Genomic DNA, 25,026 nt, shown 5'->3' with positions numbered 1-25,026 from the left:
ACGGAATTCTAAAAACACAATAGGCTGTACCATAAGTTGTGATTCCATTCGAACTTGTTACTTCGAGCTTGCCGAAACGCTTTTGCATGACATTTAACAGTTTCTTCGACAGGCTATCATTGACAGACTCCCTAAAAAGTCGTCATTGCGGAGAGGTTTATTCCCATTAATGCTAATGTCATTTATATTTTTTATACAATAACTTATTCTTCTGGATGACAATCTATATCTATGAAACAGCACCATTAAAATGCAAAAAGCTTTCCCTTTTGAGGAAAGCTTTGTAAAATATGGATAAGTATTACCTATTTCTTAGTCGAGTCGGTTTTAGCCGGAGTTGAAGTTGCCGGTTGAGTGCTGTTTAAATTGCCACCGATTGGAGAAGGTGATGGTGTTTTATCTAAACGCTCCTGAATAGCTGAGTTTCCTACGGCAGCACTGCCACCGCTGGTTTTGGCAATTGTAGTAACGGCCAGGGTTAACACCACAATCAGGGTCAACAGTACCCACGATCCTTTTTCCAAAACATCGCCAGTACGTTGTACACCAAACATGTTACTGGTCCCACCGCCTGTAGCTAAACCGCCACCTTTAGGATTTTGTACCAAAACAAATAAGCCTAAGGCTACACACGCAATAATTAATAAAATGATTAAAAAGGTTACCATGGTAATATTATATTTTAAAATTTCTTTTCTATAGATTGGATAAGGTCGGCAAAGTAACGGCTTTTTTCCGGATATTTCAAACTTAATTTTTTATAAGTATCTATGGCTTTGTGATAAAGCATTTGCTCGATATAAATTTTAGCTAAAGTCTCTGAAACAAGGTCATAATTGTCCTCTGCACTTTTCTTGGCCTTATTTTCATTATCAATCTGTTCGGGCTTAGGCGGCTTGATGGTTGGATCTTCTTTTAAGAATTTCTCAATAATTTTGGCGCCCTTTGCATCTTTAACTTCAGCAGCAGGATATTCAGCCAAATGATCGGCTACCTCAAATGGGGTTTGAATATGAAAAATGTGCTCTACATACTGTTGCTGGAATTCAGCACCTCCCTGATTTGGCTTATTTTGCGGCTGCGGTTTGTTATTATTATGAGTAGCATTAGGGTGTGCATAAGGCTGAAAAATCTGCTCATGCTCTTTACGGGTTTTAGCCAACCACCATAAAAAAGTATATGGAAGCTTATCATCATTATACTGAGAAACAAAATTCCTTTCCGGCTCATCTGGTACTACCGTTTCAATTTCCGGCGCAGCGCCGACTACATCGGTACTTAATTTCTGCTCAAAGGCAAAAAAATCAATAGCCGACACACTTTCGATAAAAGAATCGTTATCTGATGGCAAATCCATCAAATGCCTGTGCGTACCTGGCAGGTTGTCCGGTGTTTCTATATTTACCTCCTGATTTGCAACTAATATGCTATCAGTAAATTCAGTTGCCTGCGTTAAAACTTCCTGCTCATCTTGCTTAGGTTCGGTAACCGGAACATCAATATCAGCTTTCTCTTCCAGTCCTGCCTCTTCAACCGGAACCATATTAAGTACATGAAACAATACGTGTCCCTGACCATATAATGCGGCCTTTGGAATAAATGAGGCATTGGCCTTGGCTAAAAGTAAATGAATGGGTTGTGCATATGGAAATTGCCGAACCATCTCCTGTAACATGGATGCATGCTCTGGCCTAACCTTTCCAGGTTGCGCAATTAAATCTGCCAGTAGCCTTTTGTTATCCATTATCGGGGTTTGCCGCTAAGTTAAAAAAATGTAAACGGGTTTTGAAAAATTTGTCTTTTCGAGTGCTGCTTTATTTACCACTGTGCAAATGCACGGTTAAAAATATCTTCTGATAATTGTTTGTTGATATTTTCGATAGCTCCTGGCAATAAGGTTTGGATGGGTGCCCCGTTAACCGGAAAATCAAAATATTTGGTAAAGCTCTCTTCAAAACTCTCTTTTTCGTGCTCTTTTATATTATTCTTATATTTTACAGAAACGGTAATGGTTAATCTGTTTGCACCTGCAGTAGGCGTGGCACTATTTTGAAGTGCAACCGGTTTAATATCATAACCTGTTATCCTGCCTTCAAAGGATGCGTCTCCCTCACCTGTCGGAGAAATAATCAGTTTGGTCTGGTTACGGATCCGGCTTTTTAACGATTCCGTAATCTGGTTACTTAAAGTTGGTACCACTAAAGGCGCGTTATTTTCAAATACCCGAACAACCACCGTTTTTAATCCTGTTGTAGATGCTCCACTGAATTTATAAGAGCACGCGCTAAAAACCGACGTAAGTAGTATTAAAGCAAATATTTTAATTTTCATCATTACCGAAAAAGTTGTCTGTTTTTTGAGAAACGTGCTTTAGAGAAAACTTACACAAGCGATTAATTACAGGTTTAATTCCTTGATCTTCCTATACAAGGTCCGTTCTGAAATACCCAATTCCTGTGCAGCAAACTTACGTTTACCCTTATGTTTTTTTAACGCTTTTTTAATCAGGTCTGATTCTTTATCCACCAGCGACAAAGACTCTTCTACCTCTTCGGCGTCGTGTGCAAAATAATCAGCGTTATTATTGTTGTTTACGTTGCTATTGCCTGGTGCAGGATGCTGAATGGTAAAGGCATGCTCTTGTCCGACAGGCAATTCTACATCACGGTACAGCTGATTGATATACTGCGGGTTATCTGCCAAAACCGATGCAGTGTTTCCACCATGCTGAATAATTTCGGCAACCAATTTTTTAAGCTCAACCATATCCTTTTTCATATCAAAAAGAACCTTATACAGAATATCTCTTTCTGTAAAATCTTCTTTGGATTGCGAATTGATTGCCATTGGCAAATTACTGCCGGCTTCGTTCGGGATATAGTTCAAAATGGCCTGGCCACTTACATTCCGATCTTTTTCTAACACACAGATCTGCTCAGCAATGTTCTTTAACTGCCGGACATTACCCGGCCAGCTGTAATTGGTTAAGACCTGAATGGCATCCGGCTCCAGGTGTAATGCCGGGCTACGGTATTTGTCGCTAAAATCAGCTGCAAATTTTCTGAATAATAAGTAAATATCTTCCTTACGTTCCTGCAAAGCCGGTATGCGCAATGGAACTGTATTTAACCTGTAATATAAATCCTCACGGAACTTTCCATTTTTAACGCGGTTGTATACATCCACATTAGTGGCAGCGATGATGCGAACATCTGTTTTCTGCACTTTAGAAGAACCTACCCGTAAGTATTCGCCGCTTTCTAAAATACGCAATAAACGGGCCTGTGTACCTAAAGGCAGCTCCGCAACCTCGTCTAAAAAGATGGTTCCGCCATTGGCCACCTCAAAATATCCTTTACGGGCTTCATGCGCACCGGTAAACGATCCTTTTTCATGACCAAAAAGTTCAGAATCTATTGTGCCCTCGGGGATGGCACCGCAGTTTACCGCGATAAAAGTACCATGCTTACGCGCACTCATTTGATGGATAATCTGCGAGAACACCTCTTTACCGCTACCACTTTCGCCGGTGATTAACACCGACATATCAGTTGGTGCTACCTGGCTTGCTATATCTATGGCACGGTTTAATAATGGCGAGTTACCAATAATACCGAAACGCTGCTTAATATTTTGTGTATCCATTCTTTAGATTTGAGTATTGAGATATAAGATATGAGACCTTACGCCCTTAAACCTTCCACCCTTCACCTTTTTTAGACTATTTTACCGATTAACGTAGCAGATGTACATTTTTCGATATATACATTTGCATAATCACCTGGTTTAACGCCTTCAATGGCAGGAAAAATGGCCATTGCTCCGCTATCTCCCCTTCCGCAATAATCCAGATCAGATTTTTTTGAAGTTCCTTCAATCAAAACCCGAATGGTTTTCCCTACCCATTCTTGCAAACGCATTAATGAATGTGCCTGTTGTTTGGCTAAAATTTCGGCCAGACGGCGTTTTTTCACTTCTTCCGGAATATCATCTTCCAGTTTACGGGCGGCTAAAGTCCCCGGTCTTTCAGAGTAGGTGAAATTATAAGCAAAATCATATTGCACATAATCCATCATGCTAAGGGTTTCCTGGTGCTCTTCTTCCGTCTCTGTACAAAAACCGGCAATGATATCAGTAGAAATTGCACAACCCGGAATAATGTTGCGGATGGCATCAATACGATTGATATACCATTCGCGGGTGTAAGTTCTGTTCATGAGTTCCAATATGCGGGTATTTCCCGATTGAACAGGCAAGTGGATATAGTTACAGATATTATCGTATTTGGCAATGGTATATAAAACCTCATCGGTAATATCTTTTGGATGTGAAGTAGAGAAACGCACCCTTAAATCCGGACTAACCAATGCCGTTTGCTCCAAAAGCTGTGCAAAATTAACCGTTTCAGTGCCATCTTCCGAGGTCCAGGTATAAGAATCTACATTTTGGCCTAAAAGCGTAACCTCCCGGTAACCTGCCTCAAATAAGGCCTTTGCTTCTTCTACAATAGAATGCGCATCACGGCTACGTTCGCGGCCACGGGTAAAAGGCACCACGCAGAAAGAACACATATTATTACAACCACGGGTAATGGAAATAAAAGCGGTTATTCCGTTGCTGTTTAACCGAACCGGACTGATATCAGCATAAGTTTCTTCACGCGATAATAAAACGTTTACAGCTTTGTGCCCGCTTTCTACCTGCTCAATTAAGTTAGGCAGATCGCGGTAAGCATCTGGCCCAACCACTACATCAACCAAACGTTCCTCTTCCAGAAATTTAGATTTCAAACGCTCGGCCATGCAGCCCAAAACCCCAACAATTAATTTTGGGTTACGGCGCTTCTCAACACCAAACTGAGATAGCCGGTTTCTGACCCTGGTTTCTGCATTTTCACGGATAGAGCAAGTATTGATAAAAATTACATCAGCCTGGTGATAATCCCCTGTGGTTTCAAATCCAGTTTCCGATAAAATAGAGGCCACGATTTCGCTATCAGCAAAATTCATGGCACAACCGTAACTTTCGATATATAATTTACGGGCATCAGCTTTAACCGGTGTATCTAAAATTAAAGCTTCACCTTGTCTGGCTTCATCATGCGTTTTATCCTGTACTTGTAAATCAATCATTATTTAAAAACATTTTGGGGATTGCAAAAATACATAAATAAAATTAAAAGTGACAATTTGACATATTTAGTTTAAATTCTTACAGTACGATTATGAAGAACAGGCCGGTCGGGATTATAATCCGCTACCAAGCATAAAAAAATTGATAATTTCTGATAAAACGCGTTAGCGTGTGTTTTTTGGAAATGGCGGCTTCGAGGTCAATGGCAGGATGCAGCCCCGCTTCTGCTCCTATGAAAAATTTTAAACCACTGCCCAAACGATCCTAGCCCTTGGCGAAGCGGTACCCTGAAGGCCGAGAGGTACGACGGCCAAAGCGTATAAGCAAAGGAACAAACGATGTTGCTTACATAGTCCTTGCGCTTCAAAAAATTGATAGCCTCTAATGAAACGAATAAAATATTTTTGGAAATGGAGGCTTCGGTGTCAATCGAAGACTGCAGCCCCGCCCCCTCTTCTGCCCCAATTGAAAAAATTGTGGCATCCGCTACGGTCGGGTTTAGCTAACAGCTGCCCTCGCTACTATGACGGGTTTCCCCTCCACTGCCCCCAGCGATCCTAGCCCTTGGCGAAGCGGTATCCTGAAGGCCGGGAGGTACGACGGCCAAAGCGTAAAAGCGTAGCAAAGGAACAATCGATGTTGCTTACGATCCTTGCGCTTCAAAAAAAGTAATAGTCTCTAATGAAACGAATAAAATATTTTTGGAAATGGAGGCTTCGGTGTCAATCGCAGAATGCAGCCCCGCCCCCGCTTCTGCCCCAATTGAAAAAATTGTGGCATCCCGCTACGGTCGGGTTTAGCTAACAACTGCCCCTGCTACTATGACGGGTTTCCCTTCCACTGCCCTAACGATCTTAGCCCTTGGCGAAGCGGTACCCTGCAGGCCGGGAGGTACGACGGCCAAAGCGTACAAGCGAAGCAAAGGAACAAACGATGTTACTTACGCGATACTTGCGCTTCAAAACCATTTAATAAGGAACATTCCACTTTATCTTTTTCCTTTGGATCTTAACAAGAAAAAACCTTTCGCGCTCCCAGCTGTTACGTATCGATAAGCCACAATAAATGACAGCGCAGCATAAAAGTAAAATTTGGGCCTGGATAGGAAGCATATTCGGCATATTGATTTTGATAGTTGCATTTGGTGCCATGTTCCTAAGCGCCCGATGGAAGCCGATATTGACTGAAAAAATTAAAGCCGGTGTTTATAATGGTTCCCATCACCTATATCGGATAGATTTTAAAAGCATTAACTTAAACGTGATTACGGGCAGCATGGCCCTGCGCGATGTTACACTAATACCAGATGAATCGGTTTTTGACAGCCTGAAGAAAAAACAACTGGCCCCTGCGCATGTTTTCGAACTCAGGTTAAAGAAACTACAGATTAGCCGTGTTGGCATACTAACCGCTTACTTTAAAAAGCGCATCGAGGTAAATGAAATCCTTTTACAAAAACCATCTATCAATATGTCTTTTAATAAGGTAACCAAAAAAACCGACAGTATAAAAGACGAAAAATCACTTTATGAACAGCTTTCTCAAAACTTTAGATCCGTACACGTAAAAAGCATCAAAATTGTAGATGCAGATTTCGATTACATCAACAAAACCGCTTCTACAAAAACCAAAAATTCGATCAAACACCTGGATATTAATATCAATGATTTTTTACTGGATTCGCTCTCAGGAAATGATACCACACGGTTTTACTATACAAAAGATGTATCATTCCAGATTGCAGGTTATAAATCGGTAACGAAAGATAAAATGTACACCATGAAAGTAGATACCGTTAAAGGCTCTACCTCATCGAAAAAGATAATGGTTAAAGGATTTAAACTTATACCATTATATAATGAACTAACTTTTGCAAAAAAATACAAGGTCCAGAAAGACCGATATAATTTAAGCTTTGATCAGGTAGAATTTAATGGCGTAGACTTTATTGGCCTGAATACCGACCAAAAATTATATGCCAAATCGTTAAGGATTGGACCCGCCAACGTTGAAGTGTTTATGAGCCGCGAATCGCCGCCGCCACCAGGTTTTGATAAAGGCCGCAACTATCCACACATGGCGCTGAAGAGACTAAACATGCCTGTACTGATCGATACGGTAAGGCTGAAAAAAATTGATGTTAAATACGCCGAGTTTAATCCCGCGAGTAAAAAAACCGGAGCAGTAACCTTTAAAGCACTAAACGGAAATATTTTAAATGTGACCAATGACAGTTCGCAATTGAGCAAAAATAACCATGCGCTGGCGGATTTGAATACACTTTTAATGAGTACAGGCAGGCTGGACGTAAACATCGATTTCAACTTAACCGATAACAATGGCGCTTTTACCTATAGCGGTAGCTTGGGTAAATTTGACATGAAAAATTTAAATCCATTATCCAAAGCACTGGGTTTGGTAGAAATAGAAAGCGGTAACATACAGCATGTTGATTTTAAGGCCCAGGGAAATTTAAGATCGGCAACAGGTACCATGAACATGCTGTACACCAATCTGAAAGTAAAGCTACTATCAGACAATATTGATGGTGAGGGAACTAAGGAAAAAGGCTTTTTGTCTTTCCTGGCCAATACCATTTTGGTTAAAGATGAAAATCCACAAAAAGGCGAAGCAGCGAGAACAGCCAGCATGACGAATACCAGGATCAACTCTGCCTCCTTTTTTAACCTGATGTGGAAAACCGTGTTTGTAGGCATAAAGGATATTGTAGGTGTCGGCATTGTGCCTGAAAAGAACCCTGTAAAACAGCAAAAAGTAATAGCTAAAAAAATAAGGGAGCAAAAAAGGGCCGACAGAAAAGCTGCAAGAAAAGCCCGCAGGGAAAAAAATTGATCTTACGTTTTTCAAATATATGTTTATACCGTATATTGCTGATAAAACACTATCTCTCTTTTTTTAATGCCTGATACCAAAAGATACCGTTACAAAGTTTTTAAATGGGTTACGTGTACACTAATCGGTATTTTTATCGTGCTTGCTGGTATAGCCTGGTTGCTAAATGTAAAGTCCCGTCCCATTTTAACAGACAGGATAAAAACACTGCTTTATAAATCAACTGATAGTTTATATACCATCACCTTTACCAAAGTATCTACAAACGTTTTTACGGGGAATGCTACTTTACAAAACGTAAGAATAACGCCTGACACCAATCGGTTCAGGCAACTTATCGCCTTAAAAAGAGCGCCAAACAATTTATATACGGTTTCTTTAAAAAAGCTGGTGGTAAAACGCTTCCACCCCTTAACCTTGTACCGCGAAAAAAAACTGCAGCTGGAAGAAATTATATTTGATAAGCCTGAAGTAGTCATGGTTAATCAGCAATTTGATTTTAACGAGGGGCGGGCACCAAGACCCATTAAATCGCCTTATGATATCATTTCCAAAAACCTGAAGGAATTTAGCATCAAAACCATTCGTTTTAAAGACATAAGCTTTAAATATGTAAACAAAAACATACCAAATTCAGTCCCTTTTAATATTGACGACCTTAACATTACGCTAACGGATTTACTGGTTGACTCTACCTCTGCTGACGACCCCAGCCGATTTTACCTGTTGAAAGATATTGTGATCAACTTAAATAACTATGTTTATCATACACCTGATAAAATGTACGACATTAAGCTTGATCAGCTTGATTTTAGGGCTACAACGGGTAAATTAAGGATAAATAGCTTTGCATTGGTTCCGCTTTATGATGAAATGAAATTCGGCAAAATTGCGGGTTATGCAAGGGAACGTTTTGACATTGCCATGCGTGATATCATGCTCAACGGCATAGACCTGCCGCTGTACATTAGTAAGCAGGAGCTTTGGGCAAAAGAAATGGCCATTGCTAATGGCTCTGTATCTGTTTTTAACCAAAATGGACTCCCATCTAAGCCGCAGGAAAATAAAATCGGTAAATTTCCACATCAGCTTTTGCAGCTTTTAAGGGCGCCTATACTGGTACAGAAAATCCAGTTGAAAGATGTAAATATCAATTATTCAGTTTTTAACAGTGAAAGTAACCAAAGAGGACGTATCAGTTTTGAAAATACCTCAGGAATTATTAAAAATGCCACCAACCTGGATAATATTAAGGCCATAAACCCAATTATGGAAGTTAACTTAAATACATATTTATTTGGCCAGGGAAAACTTGACGTAAATTTTATGTTCAACCTTACTGCCAAAGATGGTGCATTTTCCTACCGCGGGGTTTTACACAATTTTAATGCAAGGATTTTAAACCAGATTACCAAACCCCTCGGCCTGGTTCGCATTAACCGCGGCAGTGTAGATCAGTTGAAATTCAATTTTAAAGCAAACGATTCGGGTACAAAAGGAACGGTAGCATTCTCTTATTACGACCTTTCTGTTGCCCTGATGAAAAACGATCCCGAAAAGGATCACCTGGTAACGCGCGGTTTTCTTTCTTTTTTAGCCAATGCCTTAATTATCAAATCTGAAAATCCCGGTGCAGACGGCAAGCTGGTACCTGTAAATGTAAATTACAGCCGGCCATCCAATGCTTCTTTCTTCCACATGATCTGGAAGGGCCTTTTTACTGGTATAAAATACAGTATAGGAATTACCGAAGAAAAGCAAAATGAAGTACGTGAACATATTGCAAATTTCAAGGCCATGCGAGCCAATCATTTAAAAAGGAAACAAAAACGGTTAGAGCGAAGGATAAAACGGGAACGCGAGCAAAATGAAAAGCGATAACATGTTGTAACCTTTTTTTATATTTATGCTCTAAACCTTAAACTAAAATTATGATTATTGCCCTCGTTATTATCGGATTTATCTTTCTTACTGGAATTTTTTCTTACAATTCACTTATCGGGAAGAAAAACCAGGTAACAAATGCTTTCTCGGCCATTGATGTCATGCTAAAAAAACGTTTCGACCTTATTCCAAACCTTGTTGAAGTGGTAAAACAGTACACAACTTATGAGCAGGGAACTTTAACCAAAATAGTCGAACTGAGAGCGAAGGCAGGAGCTGCGAATATCAGCAACGCCGAAAAAGCAGATTTAGATGCGCAATTAAGCAGCAATGTAAGAGGCTTAATGGTAAACGTTGAAAATTACCCGGATTTAAAGGCCAACACCAATTTTATTAACCTGCAAACCACCTGGACCGAGAGCGAAGAACAGATCGCCGCTGCCAGAAGAACCTATAATGCTTCAGTAACCGATTACAATAATTCGATTATGATGTTTCCGGGCAATTTGTTTGCCGGGATGTTAAACTTTCATCCGATTCCAGTTTTGGAAACCGCAGCTGAAGAGCGCAAAAACATTAGTGCAAAAGAACTCTTTAATCATTAATGTTGTTCGATATAGCAAATAATGTAGCTTTACAACAAGTGTTGGCTACTATGGAGGTAACACGCAAAAGAATTGCTGCTACCCAAACCAGAGGCTATATTTTTATTGCAGCAGGTATTTTAATTTGTTTTTTAGGTTTTGTGCTGGGCTTTCCTGTTCCTGGTGTAATTATTGGTTTAATCCCTTTAATATATGGCAGCGTTCTGTTGTTTAAAATCAACGATTCTTTAACAGCTTACCGAAATGAATATAAAACCAATGTAATTGGCGCTGCACTTAAATTTTTAGACGAAAGCTTGTCAATTAGTCCTTACCAGGGAATAGCAGCTTCGGAGTTTATGTACACTCAATTATTTACCCAAGAGCCTGACCGTTATAAAACAGAGGATCTCGTAACCGGATGTGCGGATAGAACCCGGTTTTACTTTGCCGAGGTACATGCTGAATATAAAACGGTCACCCAAACCAAAAACGGAACGCGAACGGAGTGGCACGACATTTTTAGAGGAATTATATTTGCTGCTGATTTTAACAAAAACTTCAACGGCATAACCATAGTACGCCCCAAGGGCTTTGCCAATGCACTAGGGGCCTGGTTTTCAAAAAATGTGTTCTCTTTCGGTGGAAACGATGTGGTAAAGCTGGAAAATTCTGATTTTGACAAAACTTTCATCACTTATGGTTCTGACCAGGTAGAGGCGCGCTATATATTAACACCGGCACTGATGGAACGTATCTTAAACCTCAATCATCAAACCAAATATGATATTAGTTTATCATTCATCGAATCGAGGATGTATATCGCTTTCCCTTTGAACCGTAATTATTTTGAAGCCCCGGTTTTTAAATCTTTAATTAATGCCGAAGCCTTAAACAATGACATTACCACCATAAAATTTATGTATGATATTGTTAAGGAACTGGATCTGAATACCAGGATTTGGGGGAAGGCTTAAATATGTTTTAACCGCAAAGAACGCGTAGTTTCTACGCAGAGAACGCTAAGCATTATAAAAACAGATTACTTAGCGACCTTTGCAACTTTCTTTTGCAGCCTTTGTGGTTAACAAGGCTTAACTCAAATGTTTTTTCACAATTTCTTCTAATGCAGCAATATCAAATGGTTTTGAAAGGTAACTATCTGCACCAGCTTCATCGGCTAAGGAAGATATATCATTATTGGCCGAAAAATAAATTACCGGAATATGTTTTAAATCAGGATGACTTTTTAATGCCCTGGTAGCCTGTATTCCTCCCAGATCAGGTAACCAGTTATCCATGAAAATTAAATCAGGCATATAGGCCGCTACCTGTTCTTCTATATTATTGGCGCTTTCGGATGTTTTTATTTCATACCCGGCATCTTCCAAAATAAATGTACAGAGATCAAGGATGTCCCTATTATCATCAAAAACAAATACTTTTTTTGCAACTATCATTTTAACCTCCGAAAGTTATTAATCATTTAATTTATTTATATAATCAGCCATATCGCGGCTATCTAATATTATATTTGGAACCACATTTAGCGCCGCCTGCTGTGGCATATATGGCATGATGGCCGTATCAGGATTCTGTATAACCACTTTACCGCCAAAACTATTTACGCATTTTAATCCTTCTACCCCATCTGAATTAGATCCTGAAAGCAATATACAGACTAATTTTTCTTTAAAAACCTCAGCTGCAGCCTGAAAGGTGACATCAATAGATGGCCTGGAATAATTAATCTTTTCAGAATAATCCAAAGATATACTCCGATCCTCTTCTATCAGCATATGATAATCCGCCGGCGCGATAAAAACCTTACCAGGTGCTAAAAACTCCTTTTCTTCCGCTTCGCCAACGGCCAACGTAGTACGCGATTTCAATAAATCGGTTAAAAGAGATTCGTTACTTGGCTTACGGTGAACCACCAATACAATAGGAAAACGGATATCTTTCCGTAATGCCGGAAAAATTTCGAGCAAAACATCTAAACTACCGGCTGAGCCTCCAATAATCAATGCCTCACAAGATGCAGAGTCTATAGTTTGCGCCATATTTTCTCCATTTTAACCCTTTTATATTCTCTTGCCTTTGGCCAAAATTCCAAACTTTCTTTACTTCCAAGAGCAAGATAGCCCAATTTCTCGATACTGCTGTCGAATAGGTTGAAAACTTTATGTTGTAACCCCTTATCAAAATAGATTAATACATTTCTACATAAAATGAGTTGAAACTCATTAAAAGAATGATCTGATACCAGGTTATGTGTAGAAAAGATCATCTTACTACTTAAACTTTCATCAAATTTTGCCAACGAGTAGTTAGCCGTATAATAAGCCGAGAAATCTTTTAAGCCTCCTGACTGCAGGTAATTTTCAGAATACTGTTTCAGATAACTTAAAGGAAACATGCCTTTTTTTGCCTTTTCTAAAACAGATGGATTGATATCTGTAGCGTAAATAAGCGATTTATGCAGTAAATTAAGTTCTTTTAGAACAATAGCCAGCGAATAAGCTTCTTCACCGGTAGAACAACCGGCAACCCAGATCCGGATAAACGGATAGGTGCCCAGCACAGGCAATACATCATTACGTAGTGATTTGTAAAAAGATGGATCGCGGAACATTTCGGTAACATTAACCGTGATTTCTTCCAAAAAACGCTTAAAGTATTGTTTATCCGTTTTAACTGTATAACGAAATTCGGCGAAACTTACAAAATTATCCAGACCGTAAAGGCGTATAATCCTTCTTTTTATTGATGCAGGAGAGTATTCCAGAAAATCGTAACCATGATTTTCCAAAACATCATTCAACAGGATTTCTACCTGTTCGTTATCTATCACATCACTTATCACCTGCTATTTCGTAAAATTTTCTATTTGCTTTAATAATTCGTCAACGTTTATCGGTTTGGAAACATAACCTGATGCACCCGCACTCAGGCAGCGCTCTTTATCGCCAACCATGGCCTGAGCAGTTACTGCCAATACAGGTATATCCTTCATTTTAGCTGATTTTTTCATGACTGCAATTGCCTGATAACCATCCATATCCGGCATCATCATATCCATTAACACAATGTCCACATGATCATGCTTCTCTAAAACGGAAAAGCCATCCTGCGCACTTATTGCAGATAAACATTCAAAACCTTTGGCCTTTAAAACAGCTTTTAAAGCAAAAATGTTTCGGTTATCATCATCAATGATGAGAATTAATTTTTGAGGCATATTTACAATGGTTTATGATGTATGATGATTTTCGTATAGCCAAACCCTTAATAACGATATCAACTGATCCATATCTACCGGTTTGCTGATGTAATCGGATGCACCGGCAGCAATGCATTTTTCACGATCACCCATCATCGCCTTTGCGGTAACGGCTAAAATTGGCAGGTTGCGGTATTTGATATTCTGCCTGATGGCTGTCGTGGTTTCGTAACCATCCATTTCCGGCATCATCATATCCATTAGAACTACATCAATTTCAGGATTTTCATTTAAAAGTTTAAGGGCTTCTTTTCCATCGATGGCCGCTACCACTTTCATCTGGTGCTGCTCTAACATTTTGGTTAAGGAAAATATATTACGCACATCATCATCCGCGATCAGAACGGTTTTACCAACCAGTACATCCTGCAGTTCAGAAAACTTTTTAGGGGCTTTATTTTTATCTTTACTTTTTTCTTCTACCAAATGAAGAAACAGGCCAGCCTCATCCAAAATACGCTGATAGGAATGCGCCGTTTTTACCACGATTGAATCAGCATATTGTTTGATCCGGTTTTCCTCACCTTTTGACAGGTTTTTGCCGGTAAAAATGATAATAGGCAAATTTTCCAGGCCAGGCGTTTGCTTAACCACTTCAAGTGTTTCGTAAGCATGTTTATCTGGAATGCCCATATCCAGAATCACACAGTTGACCTCTGGCTTATGCAAAGCAGAAACGCCTTCGTTTACCTGGTTAACTATCTCCGTTTGGATATTGAAATTGCTTAGAAAATAACTTAGTGCCTTGGCATGCTGTTCATTTTCTTCTACAATAAGGACTTTTTTAGGATAACGGGTTAAAGCGTGCTCAAGTTTTGAAAATATCTCTTGCATGTGTTCAAACGCAAAAGGTTTATTGATAAAATCAACCGCACCTTTTAACAAACTTTCTTTCTTTACCTGCAAAGAAGACATGATATGCACCGGAATCGGGCGTGTATCAGGATCCGATTTAAGCTCCTCCATTACCTGCCAGCCATCTTTAACAGGCAGTTGGATATCAAGCAAAATGGCCAGCGGTTTAAATGTTTTTGCCATTTCAATGCCCTGGTCGCCACGCACGGCAACCAGCCCCTTATAGTTTCGTTTCCTTGTGAAATCTAAAAGTGTTTTGGCAAAAGGAGTGTCGTCTTCCACAATTAAAATCACTTTATCATCCGGCCCTATATCATTACGGTCATCCTCAATCTCTTGCGGAATATTTCCAACCGTTAAATGGGTTACTTTTTTTACCGGAGTTTCGAAAGCCGTTACCGGTTTCTCGGTTTGGGGTACTACTCCTTCAAAGCCTTTATTTTTATCAATTGGCAGCGTAAGCGTAAAAACACTTCCTTTGCCTTCTGCACTCTTTAAATCGATGTATCCGCCCAACAGCTTAGCCAGCTCTCTGCTGATGGAAAGCCCAAGGCCTGTACCACCAAACTTACGGCGCGTGGAACCATCGGCCTGTTGAAAAGCTTCGAATATCATACCCTGCTTTTCGGGTGCAATGCCTACACCGGTATCAGTAACTTTAAATACCAGTGCGCCTAATTTTTCATTTGTACTAACATTTAAGGTTACCGAACCTGCTGTAGTGAATTTGATGGCATTTGAAAGCAGGTTTTTAATGATCTGCTCTAAGCGCATTCTATCAGTATGGAAAAATTCAGGAACCGCGGCCGATTTTTCAATAATGAAGTTCAGGTTTTTATCCCTGGCCACGGGATTAAACAATGAACGCATACCGGAAACGATATCATCAACCTTAACATTGGTACGATCGAGTTCCATTTTGCCTGCCTCAATTTTAGAAAGGTCTAAAATTTCGTCTATTAAACTCAACAGCCCTTGACCGGAGCTTTGAATAACCGATGCATATTCCTGATGTTCAGGATCCATAGCCTCATTTTCGGCCATTAATCTTGATAACAACAATATGGAGTTGAGCGGTGTTCTTAACTCGTGCGACATGTTGGCCAGAAACTCTGATTTATACCTTGTACTTAGCTCTAAAGCTTCTGCTTTTTGCTGGATCTCAATATTTCTTTCTTCAATCAGTTCATTTTTTTCCTCTAGTAAGCTACTTCTCTCTTCAAGCTCCTGGTTACTCTGCAACAGCTCTTCCTGCTGTACACGTAATTCTTCCTCGCTGGCCTGAAGTTTCTGTGCCTGCGCTTCGAGTTCTGCATTTAAACCTTCCAGCTCGTTGTGCTGCACCTGCAACTCTTCTGATTGCGCCTGCGTTTCCTCTAACAATTGCTGCAACTTAAACCTGTTCTGTGCACCGAGTAAAGCGGTACCTATATCAGATAAAATCAAATTCAGGAAATGCAATTGCAGCTCACTGTATTGAGCAATGGTACCTAGTTCTAACCCTCCTATCGAAATTTCATTTCTAATGATAGGCAATACGATTACCTGCGCAGGTTTAATCTTTCCGGTAGCATGCGTAATGGTTAGTTCGTTTTGAGGAACATCATTCAGCAATATGGGCTTGCCAGATTTAACCGCCTGGCCAATTAAACCCTGGCCTAACTCTAAGGTTTGGGCTAAATTTTGCCCCTGTAGTGCATATTGTCCTTTTAAATGCAGGTATCCATCATCCTTAAATAAATAAATGGCGCCAATCTGGCTATTGGTATAATTGGCCAGAAACTCCACAATGTCTTCTGCCAGATGAAAAACGTCTTTTTCGCCAACCATTTTCACGTTTAAGTTGGCTACCCCCGTTTGCAACCACTCATTCTCTTCTAATGCATCAAAAGATTTTTTTAACGACAATGACATGGTATTCAACGATTCGGAAAGTTCGCCAATATCATCCTGGCTTTGATTATCGAGCTTTACGCCATAATTACCGTTAGAAATCTGAACCGCAATTTCCTTGATGGCGGCGATGCGTTTCTCCATCTCGTATTTTTTATCTTCAATTTCCTGCTGAAGTTTAACACGTTCATCAAAGTCGATTGATACCCTCCGGTAGAAAAACAAGGTGATCAAAATGGCAAGAAGCGCCGCAATTAAAATCAGGATGGGCGTATATGAGGTAAGTTTATTCAGTTCGTTGGTTCTTTCTTCCAGTAATCTTTTCTCTTCGGCAACCATTTTGCTTACAATGGCCCTGGCATCATCCATATAAAATTTGCCCTGAAACAAAACTGTTGGATCAATAGCACCACCTAAAGTTTTAATTTCTATAGTGGATTTAATGATCCCCATTCGCTTGAAAAGGATATTTTTTAGTGCGGCTATATTCTTTTGTTGAACTCGATTGTCTCTGGTGATAAATTCAACTTTTTTTAATAGTGATGCAGCCGAATCACTTGCACCATAATATGGCGTTAAAAAAACCTTATTTCCTGTTAATAAAAAACCTCGCTGGCCAGTTTCGGCATCTTTTAAATACGATATAATACTTTCAGCATTCAAAATTACCTCATCACTGCGTTTAACCAGTTCAGTGCTTTTAATCAGGTTGCCAATGCTTATGTAAGAAGCCAGGGAACTGATAAATAGAATAATGAGCGATAAGCCGAGACCTAAACGCAAATTACTTTTAAGAGTTGTTTTCATTAATGTGGATTAAGGATAATTAGATTTGATTTTTGAGGATTTCTTCTTCTGTAGTCGGAATGATGAAATAAAATTCAGAACCTTCATCCGGCACACTGTTTACACCTATAGTGCCGCCATGGCGGTTTATGATTTCTGAACAGATGTATAAGCCAATCCCCAGACCGTTAAACCGGTTGCTGTTTTCTTCTACCCGATAAAATTTATCAAAAATCTTTTGTTGCTGTTCTTTTGAAATACCAATACCAAAATCTTTTACAGCCACGTAAAGTTTCTCATCTTTAATATTCACGGTTACATTAACCTGGTCGGTTCCCGGAGCATATTTAATGGCATTGGTAATAAAATTAATCACCACCTGTTCCAGCCGCATTTCATCACCAAAAATCATTTCATCAGTTTGGCCCAGTTTGCTGATTTTAAAGTCGGGATTAGATTGCTGCAACATCTCAATGGCATTATTTACCATATTATCTGCACAAAAAGGTTTCATATTAAATTTCATCTTTCCGCTTTCGATTTTCGAGATATCGAGCAGATCGACAATTAATTCGTTCAACTTTTCGAGCTGGATACTGGCTTTTTCGAGATGGTTTTGCGCAACAGCTTTATCATCCCTCTTAAGGCTCCTTTGCAGTAGCTGGATATAGCCCTTTACACTGGTTAAAGGTGTTTTTAGTTCGTGGCTGGCAATACTAATGAATTCGTCCTTTTTATGTTCTGCCTGCTTTCTGAATTCAATTTCTTCAAGCAGCTTTTCCTGCACCTCATTAAGCTTTCTATTCTGTTCGTAAATACGGTAAAACGTTTTTATTTTCAGGAGCAGGACATTAATATCAACCGGCTTGGTAATATAATCCAATCCACCGCTAAGATATCCCTTTGTAATGAATTTCAACTCTGTATTTACGGCCGAGAGAAATATGATGGCCGTATCTTTTGCCTTGCTAAAACCCGAAATAGCTTCAGCTACCTCGAAGCCGTCCATATCTGGCATTTGTACATCTAAAATAATCAGGACATAGTTGTTCTTTAAAACTTTTTTAAGCGCTTCCTCACCAGATGATGCGGTATCAACCTCAAAATTGTGTGCCTGGAGTACTTTCTGTAAGGAGATCAGGTTTTCTGGCCTGTCATCAACTATAAGGATCATCTTGATTAAAAAAAATAAGAAGCCGGGATAATTATGTTTGGTTTAAAGATAAAATCTCTATAACTGTAAACAAACAGCCGGGTTTTAAAAAAGTTTTAATTTTTTACAAATTATTTGAATTAAAGGTATCGCCCTGTTTTATATCTCCTGTTTCGAAACCCTTTTTAAACCAATACATCCGTTGGGCAGAGGTACCGTGGGTAAAAGAATCTGGCTTCACTTCGCCGGTAGCCTGTTTTTGCAATTTATCATCGCCAATGGCGTTGGCGGCTGTTAATGCTTCTTCAATATCGCCCTCTTCCAATTTAAAATCTTTAAGGTTTTGAGCATGATGTGCCCAAAGTCCGGCAAAGAAATCGGCCTGCAATTCTAATTTTACTGATAAGCGGTTATACTCCTTTTCGCTAACCTGTCCACGCGCCTGGTCTAGTTTCTCCGAAATTCCCAATAAATTCTGAACATGATGGCCAACCTCATGCGCAATTACATAAGCTTGTGCAAAATCTCCGGCAGCGCCGAAACGGTTCTTTAAATCATCGTAAAATGATAAATCGATATACACTTTATGGTCGCCCGGGCAATAAAATGGTCCAACATTAGCGCTGGCATTTCCGCAGGCTGTTTGCACTGCATCTCTAAACAACCTAAGCTTAGGATATTCATATTGCCTGCCCATTGTCTGAAATTCTTTATCCCACACCTGCTCTGTTGATTCTAACACACCTGCTACAAACTGTGCCTGTGGATCGTTTGCAGGCACACCCTGCTTAACTTCTTCAGTACCTGTGGTAGCGGGAATCTGGCCCACCAAGCCGGTTAGATCTTTACCAAAAATCAGGCCTAGCACCACAATTATGATACCTACACCACCGCCGAGGATGGTTTTTCCTCCTCCGCCACTCCTGCCGTCTTCTACATTATTACTGCCTTTACCAAACCATTGCATAGTCTATCTTTTAGTTTTCTGAATAAACCTTAATTGTGGGCGAATTGTTATGCTAAAGTATAAATTATTTTTTTGATTATCCTTTGGGGTTGTGGCGATAACAGAAGTCCGCTTTCTGGATTGGGGCAAAGTAACTGGTTTTATCTAATAGACATCGCCAGGTTGCTGTAGAATATAAAAAAAGAAGTCAAGTTTCAAAAAACTCGACTTCTCTGGATACACCTAACAATATTATGCGTTATGCGTTAAAAACAGCTATCGCTTTAGCTATTCTTGCCTGAGTTTCGGCCACGCCCAACAGTACTGCAATATCAAAAACGCCCGGACCAAATTTACCACCCACCAGCATAATACGGAATGGAAGCATCAATTCTCCGGGTTTAAAGCCTTTTTCTTCAGCAAGAACTTTAAAGGCTGCTTCTGCAGAGCCGGCATCTGTTAAGGTTAAACCTGCAGCGAAACTATTAAAGAACTCAGCCTTTTCAGCTGTCCATTTAGGTTTAACTGAATTCACATCATATTCTGCAGGTGAAACAAAGAAGTAACCGCTCTGCGCTAAAAAATCAGGCAATAAAGTACAGCGATCTTTAATCAGGTCGATAATAGTATGTAAAAAAGCATCATCTTTAATTTCAATACCTGCATTTTTGAGCTCCGTTTTTACGCTTGGCGCTAAGCGTTCAGCGTTCTCCGCTTTAATCCACTCATGGTTATACCATTTCGCTTTTTCAAAATCGAATTTAGCGCCTGCTTTACTAATTCTTTCTATCGAGAATTTTTCTTCCAGTTCTTTTAACGAAAATAGTTCCTGATCCGTACCGTCATTCCAGCCTAAAAGGGCCAGCATATTAATGAAAGCTTCGGGCATAAAACCCATTTCTTTAAATCCCCTGGTTACATCACCGGTTTTAGGATCGGTCCAGTTCATGGCATAAACCGGGAAACCCAAGCGGTCCCCATCGCGTTTGCTTAATTTTCCATGTCCATCTGGCTTTAAGATCAAAGGCAAGTGTGCCCATTGCGGCATATCGGTTTCCCAACCTAAATATTTCCAAAGCAGGATATGTACCGGTGCAGAAGGTAACCATTCTTCTCCCCTAAAAGCATGACTGATTTCCATTGCCTTATCATCAACCACAACGGCCAGGTGATAGGTTGGCATTCCATCAGCTTTTAACAAAACTTTATCATCAACCAAAGCCGTTTCGAAACTTACGTCACCACGGATCAAATCATTAAAATGTACTATTTCATCACCTGGCACCTTAATGCGGATAACATGCGGTGTTTTAGCAGCCAATAACTCTTCAACTTCACTTACGGTAAGGGTTAAAGAATTACGCATCTGCATGCGTGTGGCCTGCCCATACTGGAAATTTGGAATCTCTTTGCGTTTGGCATCCAAATCTTCAGGGGTATCAAAAGCGTAGTAGGCATAACCATCACTAATCAACTGTTCTGCAAATTTGCGGTAGCTGGCTTTGCGTTCGCTTTGGCGGTACGGTCCATAAACCCCTGGATGATCTGGGCTTTCGTCTGGTGTAATGCCGCACCAATTCAAACAGTTTACAATATATTGTTCTGCGCCTTCCACAAAGCGGTTTTGATCGGTATCTTCTACTCTCAGTACAAAAGTTCCATTATTTTTTTTGGCAAACAAATAATTAAACAGGGCAGTGCGCACACCGCCTAAATGCAAACCTCCGGTTGGGCTTGGGGCAAATCTTACTCTAACTTTCTTATCCATGATTAAGCAAAGAGCAGGGAGTTATTAGCTTAGAGCCATGGTGCAATCCATGCTCAAAGCGCAACGCACTATGCTCAGTACAAAGATATGTTTTTTCTGTTTTTTTCGTTTTGTTATTGTAATTTGGCTAGCTAAAGCATGAATCCTTATCAAAAGAAACGCCGCTGGAAGTTTTTCCTTCTCATTTTTGCCATCTTAATTGGCATTGCTTCAGTGTTTTATACTGATTCTTTTGTAAAAAAAATGGAACGTGAAGAGGCAAACCAGTTTCACCTTTGGGTAAGGATCCAGGAACGGGCCATGTTTCTTTATGATAATGATGATTACCGCGATGTGGTAGAAACCGTTAGAAAAAACACAAAAACCCCTGTAATCATGATTGATTCTGCCGGAATGATTACTTCTTTTTTTGGTTTAGACAGTACTAAAACCAATTACCCTGTTGCAGATACCAAACTTACTTACGATAGTTTATATTTTGTACGCCAGTTAAGGCAAATGAAAGCCCAGCATCCGCCTGACGAAATGAATATTTTTGGCCGGAAATTCAAGGCTTACTACCGCGACTCGTTCATTCTAACTCAGCTGAGGTATTTTCCATACATCCAGATGGGTGTTATCTTTCTTTTTCTTTTAACTGCTTATGCTGCATTCAGTTCTGCACGGAAAGACGAACAGGATCATGTTTGGGTAGGTTTGGCCAAGGAAACGGCACACCAGTTGGGTACACCGATATCATCACTTATGGCCTGGACAGAACTGATGAAATCTAAATTTGATGCAGAAGATGATCCGCTGATTGCTGAAATGGAAAACGACATTAAGCGATTGGAAATCATAACCGATCGTTTCTCCAAAATCGGCTCAAAACCTATACTTGAAGACCATACCGTTTACATCGTAGTAAGTGATTTTATCCGTTATTTCAAAGTGCGTACATCAGATAAGGTTAAATTTAGCATTACCGGCGATGAACAGGTACGGGCCATGTTGAACGTTCCATTGTTTGATTGGGTAATTGAGAATCTGCTTAAAAATGCAGCGAACGCCATTGAAAATGAAGGTTCAATTTCCATCAACATTGTAGAAAATTTAGCCAAAGAACAGGTTTTTATAGATGTAAGCGATACCGGAAAAGGTATACCAAGGTCTAAGTTCGATGCGGTTTTTCAACCTGGTTATACCACCCGAAAACGTGGCTGGGGCCTGGGTTTATCGCTTACCAAACGGATTGTGGAAAATTACCACAGTGGCGAAATTTTTGTAAAAGAATCTGAACTGGGCAAAGGCACCACTTTTAGAATAATATTAAAAAGCAGCTTAAGATATGAACCGACCACAGCCTAATGAATATCCCGCCTGGGGCGAAACCTACATCAGTAAAGTTAATGGTGATATTTTCGAGATTTTAAGCGATCAGACCAAAAGCCTTCCGGCTTTGTTCAGGGCGAACGCCGATAAAGCTGATTATGCTTACGCCGAAGGTAAGTGGACGCTCAAAGAAATGTTAGGCCATATTATTGATACTGAACGCGTTTTTGCTTACCGCATTACCTGTTTTGCCCGGAAAGAACAGCAGCCTTTACCAGGTTTCGAAGAAGATGACTATGTGCTGAATGCCCGCTTTGCCCAACGTGATCTGGAAGACCTGATCGAAGAGTTTATCACGCTGCGTAACGCTAACTTATATCTTTTTAAATCTTTGAACGAAGAAGAACTCAACAGAAAAGGTATTGCCTCAGGCAGGGAAATTAATGTAAAATCGATTTTGTTTATTGCCGGTGGCCACATTATCCACCATATTTCTATTTTAAAAGAACGTTACCATGTGGTTTAAAAACTTTACAGTTGATGAGCTGAACAGCCGTCCTAAAAATCATTTAGGCGGACTGCTCGATATCCGCTTTACCGAAATCGGCGAAGACTTTATTACCGGAACCATGCCCGTTGATGAACGTACACACCAGCCTGCCGGCATTTTACATGGTGGTGCCTCGGTGGTTTTGGCAGAAACGCTGGGCAGTATTGCGTCGTATATGTGCATTAACCCTGATAAATACGCTGCTGTTGGCTTAGAAGTAAATGCCAACCATTTACGGCCGGTAAAAAACGGTTTGGTTAAAGGCATTTGCAAACCCCTGCATATAGGAGCCAAAACCCACGTTTGGGAGATAAAAATTTACGATGAGCGTGGTAAAATGAACTGCATTAGCAGGCTAACCGTAGCGATTATTAATAAACCGCAATAGGAAAGCAGCTAAACTGCCGGCAGTTGTTCTTAGTTACTTTTTAATTAAATGCATGATCGCCAGGCGCGCTATATTTTCGGTAAGTAAGGTTGGCGAATTACAATCACAGTTGGTAAGCCCAACCACATAAATATCTTTACCAGGCACATAAACACCCATGCTTTTGAACCCAAATATACTTCCGCCATGTGCGGCTACCGGCAAACCTTCCAACACCTTTAGGTGCCAGCCATAACCATAATTAAATAATGTACCGTTATTTAATTTATAGGGCGAAAAGGCCTTATTTGTTTCTGCTGTATTTAACAGTTTATTTTGGATCAGTGCATTTTGCCATTTCAACAGATCGGCCAGGGTAGACATTAAAGACCCCGATGCGAAGGGTACGCTAAAATTAATCGCCGTTTTGTTTACATAAGCATTTTCTTTCTTCTGGTATCCATAAGCACGGTTTTTAATGATCTGCCTATCGCTGGCGTAATAAGAATGGCTCATACCGAGCTGATCAAAAATGTGATGCTGAATAAAATCTGCATATTGTTCACCAGAAATGAGTTCAATTAGGTAGCCTAGCAATACATAGCCCGAATTATTATATTCAAAACGCTCTCCTGGAGCAAAGTCAACAGGCTCATCCTTAAAAAAATCGACCATCATTTTAGGTGTCATTTCCCTTTGGGCAATACCGGCAAGCGATTTCATTTTGGTAAAATCTTTAATTCCCGAAGTATGGGTAAGTAAATGGTGTATCGTAATTTTATTTCCAGCTGGATAATCGGGTATGTATTTTGAAATGGAATCGCTTACCTTTAATTTACTCTGTTGCTCCAAAAGCAGCACCGATATTGCCGTAAACTGTTTGGTCATAGAGCCCAATTGGAAAACATCTTCAGGAGCCAGGTCTACCCCAAGTTCAATATTGGCTTTGCCAAAAGCTTTTTGATAAAGAACTTTTCCTTTCTGAGCAACCATAAATACACCTCCGGGTCCCTGCTGATCGGTTATTACCCTCTTGATCAGACTATCAATCTGACCATTCAGCTTTTGGGCATTTGTAGCTACAGGCCAGAACATGCAGGAGGTTAGTATGGATAAAAGGCCACACAGTACCCTGATATTTTTTCTTTTCACGATTAAAATTGACTAGAATTTATCTTTTTCAATCGCTTTCTTCTCCACCACAAAAGAAATAATCAAACCTAAGCCGCCAAAAACACCCAGGCAGCCAAAATAAACCGCTACAGCCTGCGAGGTTTCTGCATCTGTCATCTCGCCGCTAAACATATTTCTTACTAGTGTAAGGGCCACGAGCAGGCCAATACCTAAGCCTACAAGCAACAAACCGAACTTTAAACTCAAATAAGGTTTAGGTGCCGATTTACCGACCCCAGGATTGATTCCACGCTCAATCATGGCCATTTTCTCCTTGTTTGATAAATAACGGATTCCAAATGCCATGGCAAATCCGCCTAAAAAAAGTGAGATGGGAACTAATATACCGCTCATAATGATAATTTTTAATATGTTAATAGGATATTATTTAAACCGAACCGTGTTCTGTGTATTATGACTACATGATTTTTAATCAGGTTACACTATAGGTTAAAAAATAGTCAATCAGCAGATCTTTATTATTACC

General features: G+C 39.9%; 22 protein-coding genes. 7 read left to right on the top strand and 15 right to left on the bottom strand.

Annotated features, from left to right (window positions below; all coding sequences use genetic code 11):
* Positions 1-305: 305 nt before the first annotated feature.
* From secG to miaB, 5 genes are all read right to left on the bottom strand, one after another.
* Complete coding sequence (gene secG, locus BM107_RS11760) at positions 306-668, bottom strand: preprotein translocase subunit SecG (RefSeq protein ID WP_090983516.1); 363 nt, start codon at positions 666-668, stop codon at positions 306-308.
* A gap of 14 nt (positions 669-682) precedes the next feature.
* On the bottom strand, positions 683-1,744 hold the full coding sequence (locus BM107_RS11755) for a hypothetical protein (RefSeq protein ID WP_090983514.1): 1,062 nt from the start codon (positions 1,742-1,744) through the stop codon (positions 683-685).
* 74 nt (positions 1,745-1,818) lie between these two features.
* On the bottom strand, positions 1,819-2,334 hold the full coding sequence (locus BM107_RS11750; RefSeq protein ID WP_317614800.1) for an LptE family protein: 516 nt from the start codon (positions 2,332-2,334) through the stop codon (positions 1,819-1,821).
* A 63-nt stretch (positions 2,335-2,397) separates the two neighbouring features.
* Positions 2,398-3,645, bottom strand: coding sequence for a sigma 54-interacting transcriptional regulator (locus BM107_RS11745; RefSeq protein ID WP_090983511.1), 1,248 nt, complete (start codon positions 3,643-3,645; stop codon positions 2,398-2,400).
* Between the two features lie 71 nt (positions 3,646-3,716).
* Positions 3,717-5,132: a tRNA (N6-isopentenyl adenosine(37)-C2)-methylthiotransferase MiaB gene (gene miaB / locus BM107_RS11740; RefSeq protein WP_090983509.1), complete on the bottom strand. Its 1,416-nt coding sequence runs from the start codon at positions 5,130-5,132 to the stop codon at positions 3,717-3,719.
* A gap of 1,066 nt (positions 5,133-6,198) precedes the next feature.
* Here miaB and BM107_RS11730 point away from each other — a divergent pair.
* The 4 genes from BM107_RS11730 to BM107_RS11715 all read left to right on the top strand — a co-directional run bounded on the left by BM107_RS11730 (position 6,199) and on the right by BM107_RS11715 (position 11,431).
* Positions 6,199-7,986 (top strand): AsmA family protein, encoded by a 1,788-nt coding sequence (locus BM107_RS11730; RefSeq protein WP_090983504.1) that lies wholly within the window; start codon positions 6,199-6,201, stop codon positions 7,984-7,986.
* Positions 7,987-8,052: 66 nt separating this feature from the next.
* A complete protein-coding gene (locus BM107_RS11725; RefSeq protein WP_090983502.1) occupies positions 8,053-9,867 on the top strand; it encodes a hypothetical protein in 1,815 nt (604 codons plus the stop codon).
* A 50-nt stretch (positions 9,868-9,917) separates the two neighbouring features.
* Positions 9,918-10,475, top strand: coding sequence for a LemA family protein (locus BM107_RS11720; RefSeq protein ID WP_090983500.1), 558 nt, complete (start codon positions 9,918-9,920; stop codon positions 10,473-10,475).
* On the top strand, positions 10,475-11,431 hold the full coding sequence (locus BM107_RS11715) for a DUF3137 domain-containing protein (RefSeq protein WP_090983498.1): 957 nt from the start codon (positions 10,475-10,477) through the stop codon (positions 11,429-11,431). The genes BM107_RS11720 and BM107_RS11715 overlap by 1 nt, the downstream gene beginning before the upstream one ends.
* Positions 11,432-11,548: 117 nt before the next feature.
* Here the strand turns inward: BM107_RS11715 and BM107_RS11710 are convergent, their stop codons facing one another.
* The 8 genes from BM107_RS11710 to gltX form a co-directional block, all read right to left on the bottom strand.
* Positions 11,549-11,914, bottom strand: coding sequence for a response regulator (locus tag BM107_RS11710; protein WP_186462305.1), 366 nt, complete (start codon positions 11,912-11,914; stop codon positions 11,549-11,551).
* Between the two features lie 18 nt (positions 11,915-11,932).
* On the bottom strand, positions 11,933-12,517 hold the full coding sequence (locus BM107_RS11705; RefSeq protein ID WP_090983496.1) for a chemotaxis protein CheB: 585 nt from the start codon (positions 12,515-12,517) through the stop codon (positions 11,933-11,935).
* Positions 12,502-13,317, bottom strand: a complete 816-nt coding sequence (locus BM107_RS11700; protein WP_244278802.1) for a CheR family methyltransferase — start codon at positions 13,315-13,317, stop codon at positions 12,502-12,504. The genes BM107_RS11705 and BM107_RS11700 overlap by 16 nt, the downstream gene beginning before the upstream one ends.
* A 6-nt stretch (positions 13,318-13,323) precedes the next feature.
* Entirely contained in the window at positions 13,324-13,695 is a 372-nt protein-coding gene (locus BM107_RS11695) for a response regulator (RefSeq protein ID WP_090983492.1), read from the bottom strand.
* Positions 13,696-13,707: 12 nt separating this feature from the next.
* Entirely contained in the window at positions 13,708-17,292 is a 3,585-nt protein-coding gene (locus BM107_RS11690; protein ID WP_090983490.1) for a response regulator, read from the bottom strand.
* A 19-nt stretch (positions 17,293-17,311) separates the two neighbouring features.
* Complete coding sequence (locus BM107_RS11685) at positions 17,312-18,445, bottom strand: sensor histidine kinase (protein WP_090983488.1); 1,134 nt, start codon at positions 18,443-18,445, stop codon at positions 17,312-17,314.
* Positions 18,446-18,548: 103 nt separating this feature from the next.
* On the bottom strand, positions 18,549-19,391 hold the full coding sequence (gene ypfJ / locus BM107_RS11680) for a KPN_02809 family neutral zinc metallopeptidase (RefSeq protein WP_090983486.1): 843 nt from the start codon (positions 19,389-19,391) through the stop codon (positions 18,549-18,551).
* Positions 19,392-19,629: 238 nt separating this feature from the next.
* Entirely contained in the window at positions 19,630-21,138 is a 1,509-nt protein-coding gene (gltX, locus tag BM107_RS11675; protein WP_090983484.1) for a glutamate--tRNA ligase, read from the bottom strand.
* A gap of 138 nt (positions 21,139-21,276) precedes the next feature.
* Here gltX and BM107_RS11670 point away from each other — a divergent pair, with 138 nt between their 5' ends.
* From BM107_RS11670 to BM107_RS11660, 3 genes are read left to right on the top strand one after another with little or no spacing between them, the layout of a single operon-like run.
* Entirely contained in the window at positions 21,277-22,485 is a 1,209-nt protein-coding gene (locus tag BM107_RS11670; RefSeq protein WP_090983482.1) for a sensor histidine kinase, read from the top strand.
* On the top strand, positions 22,466-22,975 hold the full coding sequence (locus tag BM107_RS11665) for a DinB family protein (RefSeq protein WP_090983480.1): 510 nt from the start codon (positions 22,466-22,468) through the stop codon (positions 22,973-22,975). Before BM107_RS11670 ends, BM107_RS11665 begins: the two co-directional genes overlap by 20 nt.
* Positions 22,965-23,387, top strand: a complete 423-nt coding sequence (locus tag BM107_RS11660; protein WP_090983478.1) for a hotdog fold thioesterase — start codon at positions 22,965-22,967, stop codon at positions 23,385-23,387. Before BM107_RS11665 ends, BM107_RS11660 begins: the two co-directional genes overlap by 11 nt.
* A 33-nt stretch (positions 23,388-23,420) precedes the next feature.
* Here the strand turns inward: BM107_RS11660 and BM107_RS11655 are convergent, their stop codons facing one another.
* Together BM107_RS11655 and BM107_RS11650 are read right to left on the bottom strand one after the other, a co-directional pair.
* Complete coding sequence (locus BM107_RS11655) at positions 23,421-24,518, bottom strand: serine hydrolase domain-containing protein (RefSeq protein WP_244278798.1); 1,098 nt, start codon at positions 24,516-24,518, stop codon at positions 23,421-23,423.
* Positions 24,519-24,530: 12 nt separating this feature from the next.
* Positions 24,531-24,893 carry a DUF6249 domain-containing protein gene (locus BM107_RS11650; RefSeq protein ID WP_090983474.1) on the bottom strand — a complete coding sequence of 121 codons (363 nt, stop codon included), beginning with the start codon at positions 24,891-24,893 and terminating at the stop codon, positions 24,531-24,533.
* Positions 24,894-25,026: the final 133 nt, after the last annotated feature.

Source organism: Pedobacter suwonensis, from assembly GCF_900111825.1.
Lineage (GTDB): Bacteria > Bacteroidota > Bacteroidia > Sphingobacteriales > Sphingobacteriaceae > Pedobacter > Pedobacter suwonensis.
This window is presented reverse-complemented; position numbering and strand designations above follow the sequence as displayed.

What these genes read in the sequence shown, in the direction of transcription:
- miaB (WP_090983509.1), bottom strand. Translation starts at nt 5,132, where the DNA reads ATGATTGATTTACAAGTACAGGATAAAACGCATGATGAAGCCAGACAA.
- BM107_RS11690 (WP_090983490.1), bottom strand. Translation starts at nt 17,292, where the DNA reads ATGAAAACAACTCTTAAAAGTAATTTGCGTTTAGGTCTCGGCTTATCG.
- BM107_RS11715 (WP_090983498.1), top strand. Translation starts at nt 10,475, where the DNA reads ATGTTGTTCGATATAGCAAATAATGTAGCTTTACAACAAGTGTTGGCT.
- BM107_RS11705 (WP_090983496.1), bottom strand. Translation starts at nt 12,517, where the DNA reads ATGGCGCAAACTATAGACTCTGCATCTTGTGAGGCATTGATTATTGGA.
- secG (WP_090983516.1), bottom strand. Translation starts at nt 668, where the DNA reads ATGGTAACCTTTTTAATCATTTTATTAATTATTGCGTGTGTAGCCTTA.
- BM107_RS11670 (WP_090983482.1), top strand. Translation starts at nt 21,277, where the DNA reads ATGAATCCTTATCAAAAGAAACGCCGCTGGAAGTTTTTCCTTCTCATT.
- ypfJ (WP_090983486.1), bottom strand. Translation starts at nt 19,391, where the DNA reads ATGCAATGGTTTGGTAAAGGCAGTAATAATGTAGAAGACGGCAGGAGT.
- BM107_RS11685 (WP_090983488.1), bottom strand. Translation starts at nt 18,445, where the DNA reads ATGATCCTTATAGTTGATGACAGGCCAGAAAACCTGATCTCCTTACAG.
- BM107_RS11720 (WP_090983500.1), top strand. Translation starts at nt 9,918, where the DNA reads ATGATTATTGCCCTCGTTATTATCGGATTTATCTTTCTTACTGGAATT.
- BM107_RS11730 (WP_090983504.1), top strand. Translation starts at nt 6,199, where the DNA reads ATGACAGCGCAGCATAAAAGTAAAATTTGGGCCTGGATAGGAAGCATA.
- gltX (WP_090983484.1), bottom strand. Translation starts at nt 21,138, where the DNA reads ATGGATAAGAAAGTTAGAGTAAGATTTGCCCCAAGCCCAACCGGAGGT.
- BM107_RS11750 (WP_317614800.1), bottom strand. Translation starts at nt 2,334, where the DNA reads ATGATGAAAATTAAAATATTTGCTTTAATACTACTTACGTCGGTTTTT.
- BM107_RS11695 (WP_090983492.1), bottom strand. Translation starts at nt 13,695, where the DNA reads ATGCCTCAAAAATTAATTCTCATCATTGATGATGATAACCGAAACATT.
- BM107_RS11745 (WP_090983511.1), bottom strand. Translation starts at nt 3,645, where the DNA reads ATGGATACACAAAATATTAAGCAGCGTTTCGGTATTATTGGTAACTCG.
- BM107_RS11755 (WP_090983514.1), bottom strand. Translation starts at nt 1,744, where the DNA reads ATGGATAACAAAAGGCTACTGGCAGATTTAATTGCGCAACCTGGAAAG.
- BM107_RS11650 (WP_090983474.1), bottom strand. Translation starts at nt 24,893, where the DNA reads ATGAGCGGTATATTAGTTCCCATCTCACTTTTTTTAGGCGGATTTGCC.
- BM107_RS11660 (WP_090983478.1), top strand. Translation starts at nt 22,965, where the DNA reads ATGTGGTTTAAAAACTTTACAGTTGATGAGCTGAACAGCCGTCCTAAA.
- BM107_RS11710 (WP_186462305.1), bottom strand. Translation starts at nt 11,914, where the DNA reads ATGATAGTTGCAAAAAAAGTATTTGTTTTTGATGATAATAGGGACATC.
- BM107_RS11725 (WP_090983502.1), top strand. Translation starts at nt 8,053, where the DNA reads ATGCCTGATACCAAAAGATACCGTTACAAAGTTTTTAAATGGGTTACG.
- BM107_RS11665 (WP_090983480.1), top strand. Translation starts at nt 22,466, where the DNA reads ATGAACCGACCACAGCCTAATGAATATCCCGCCTGGGGCGAAACCTAC.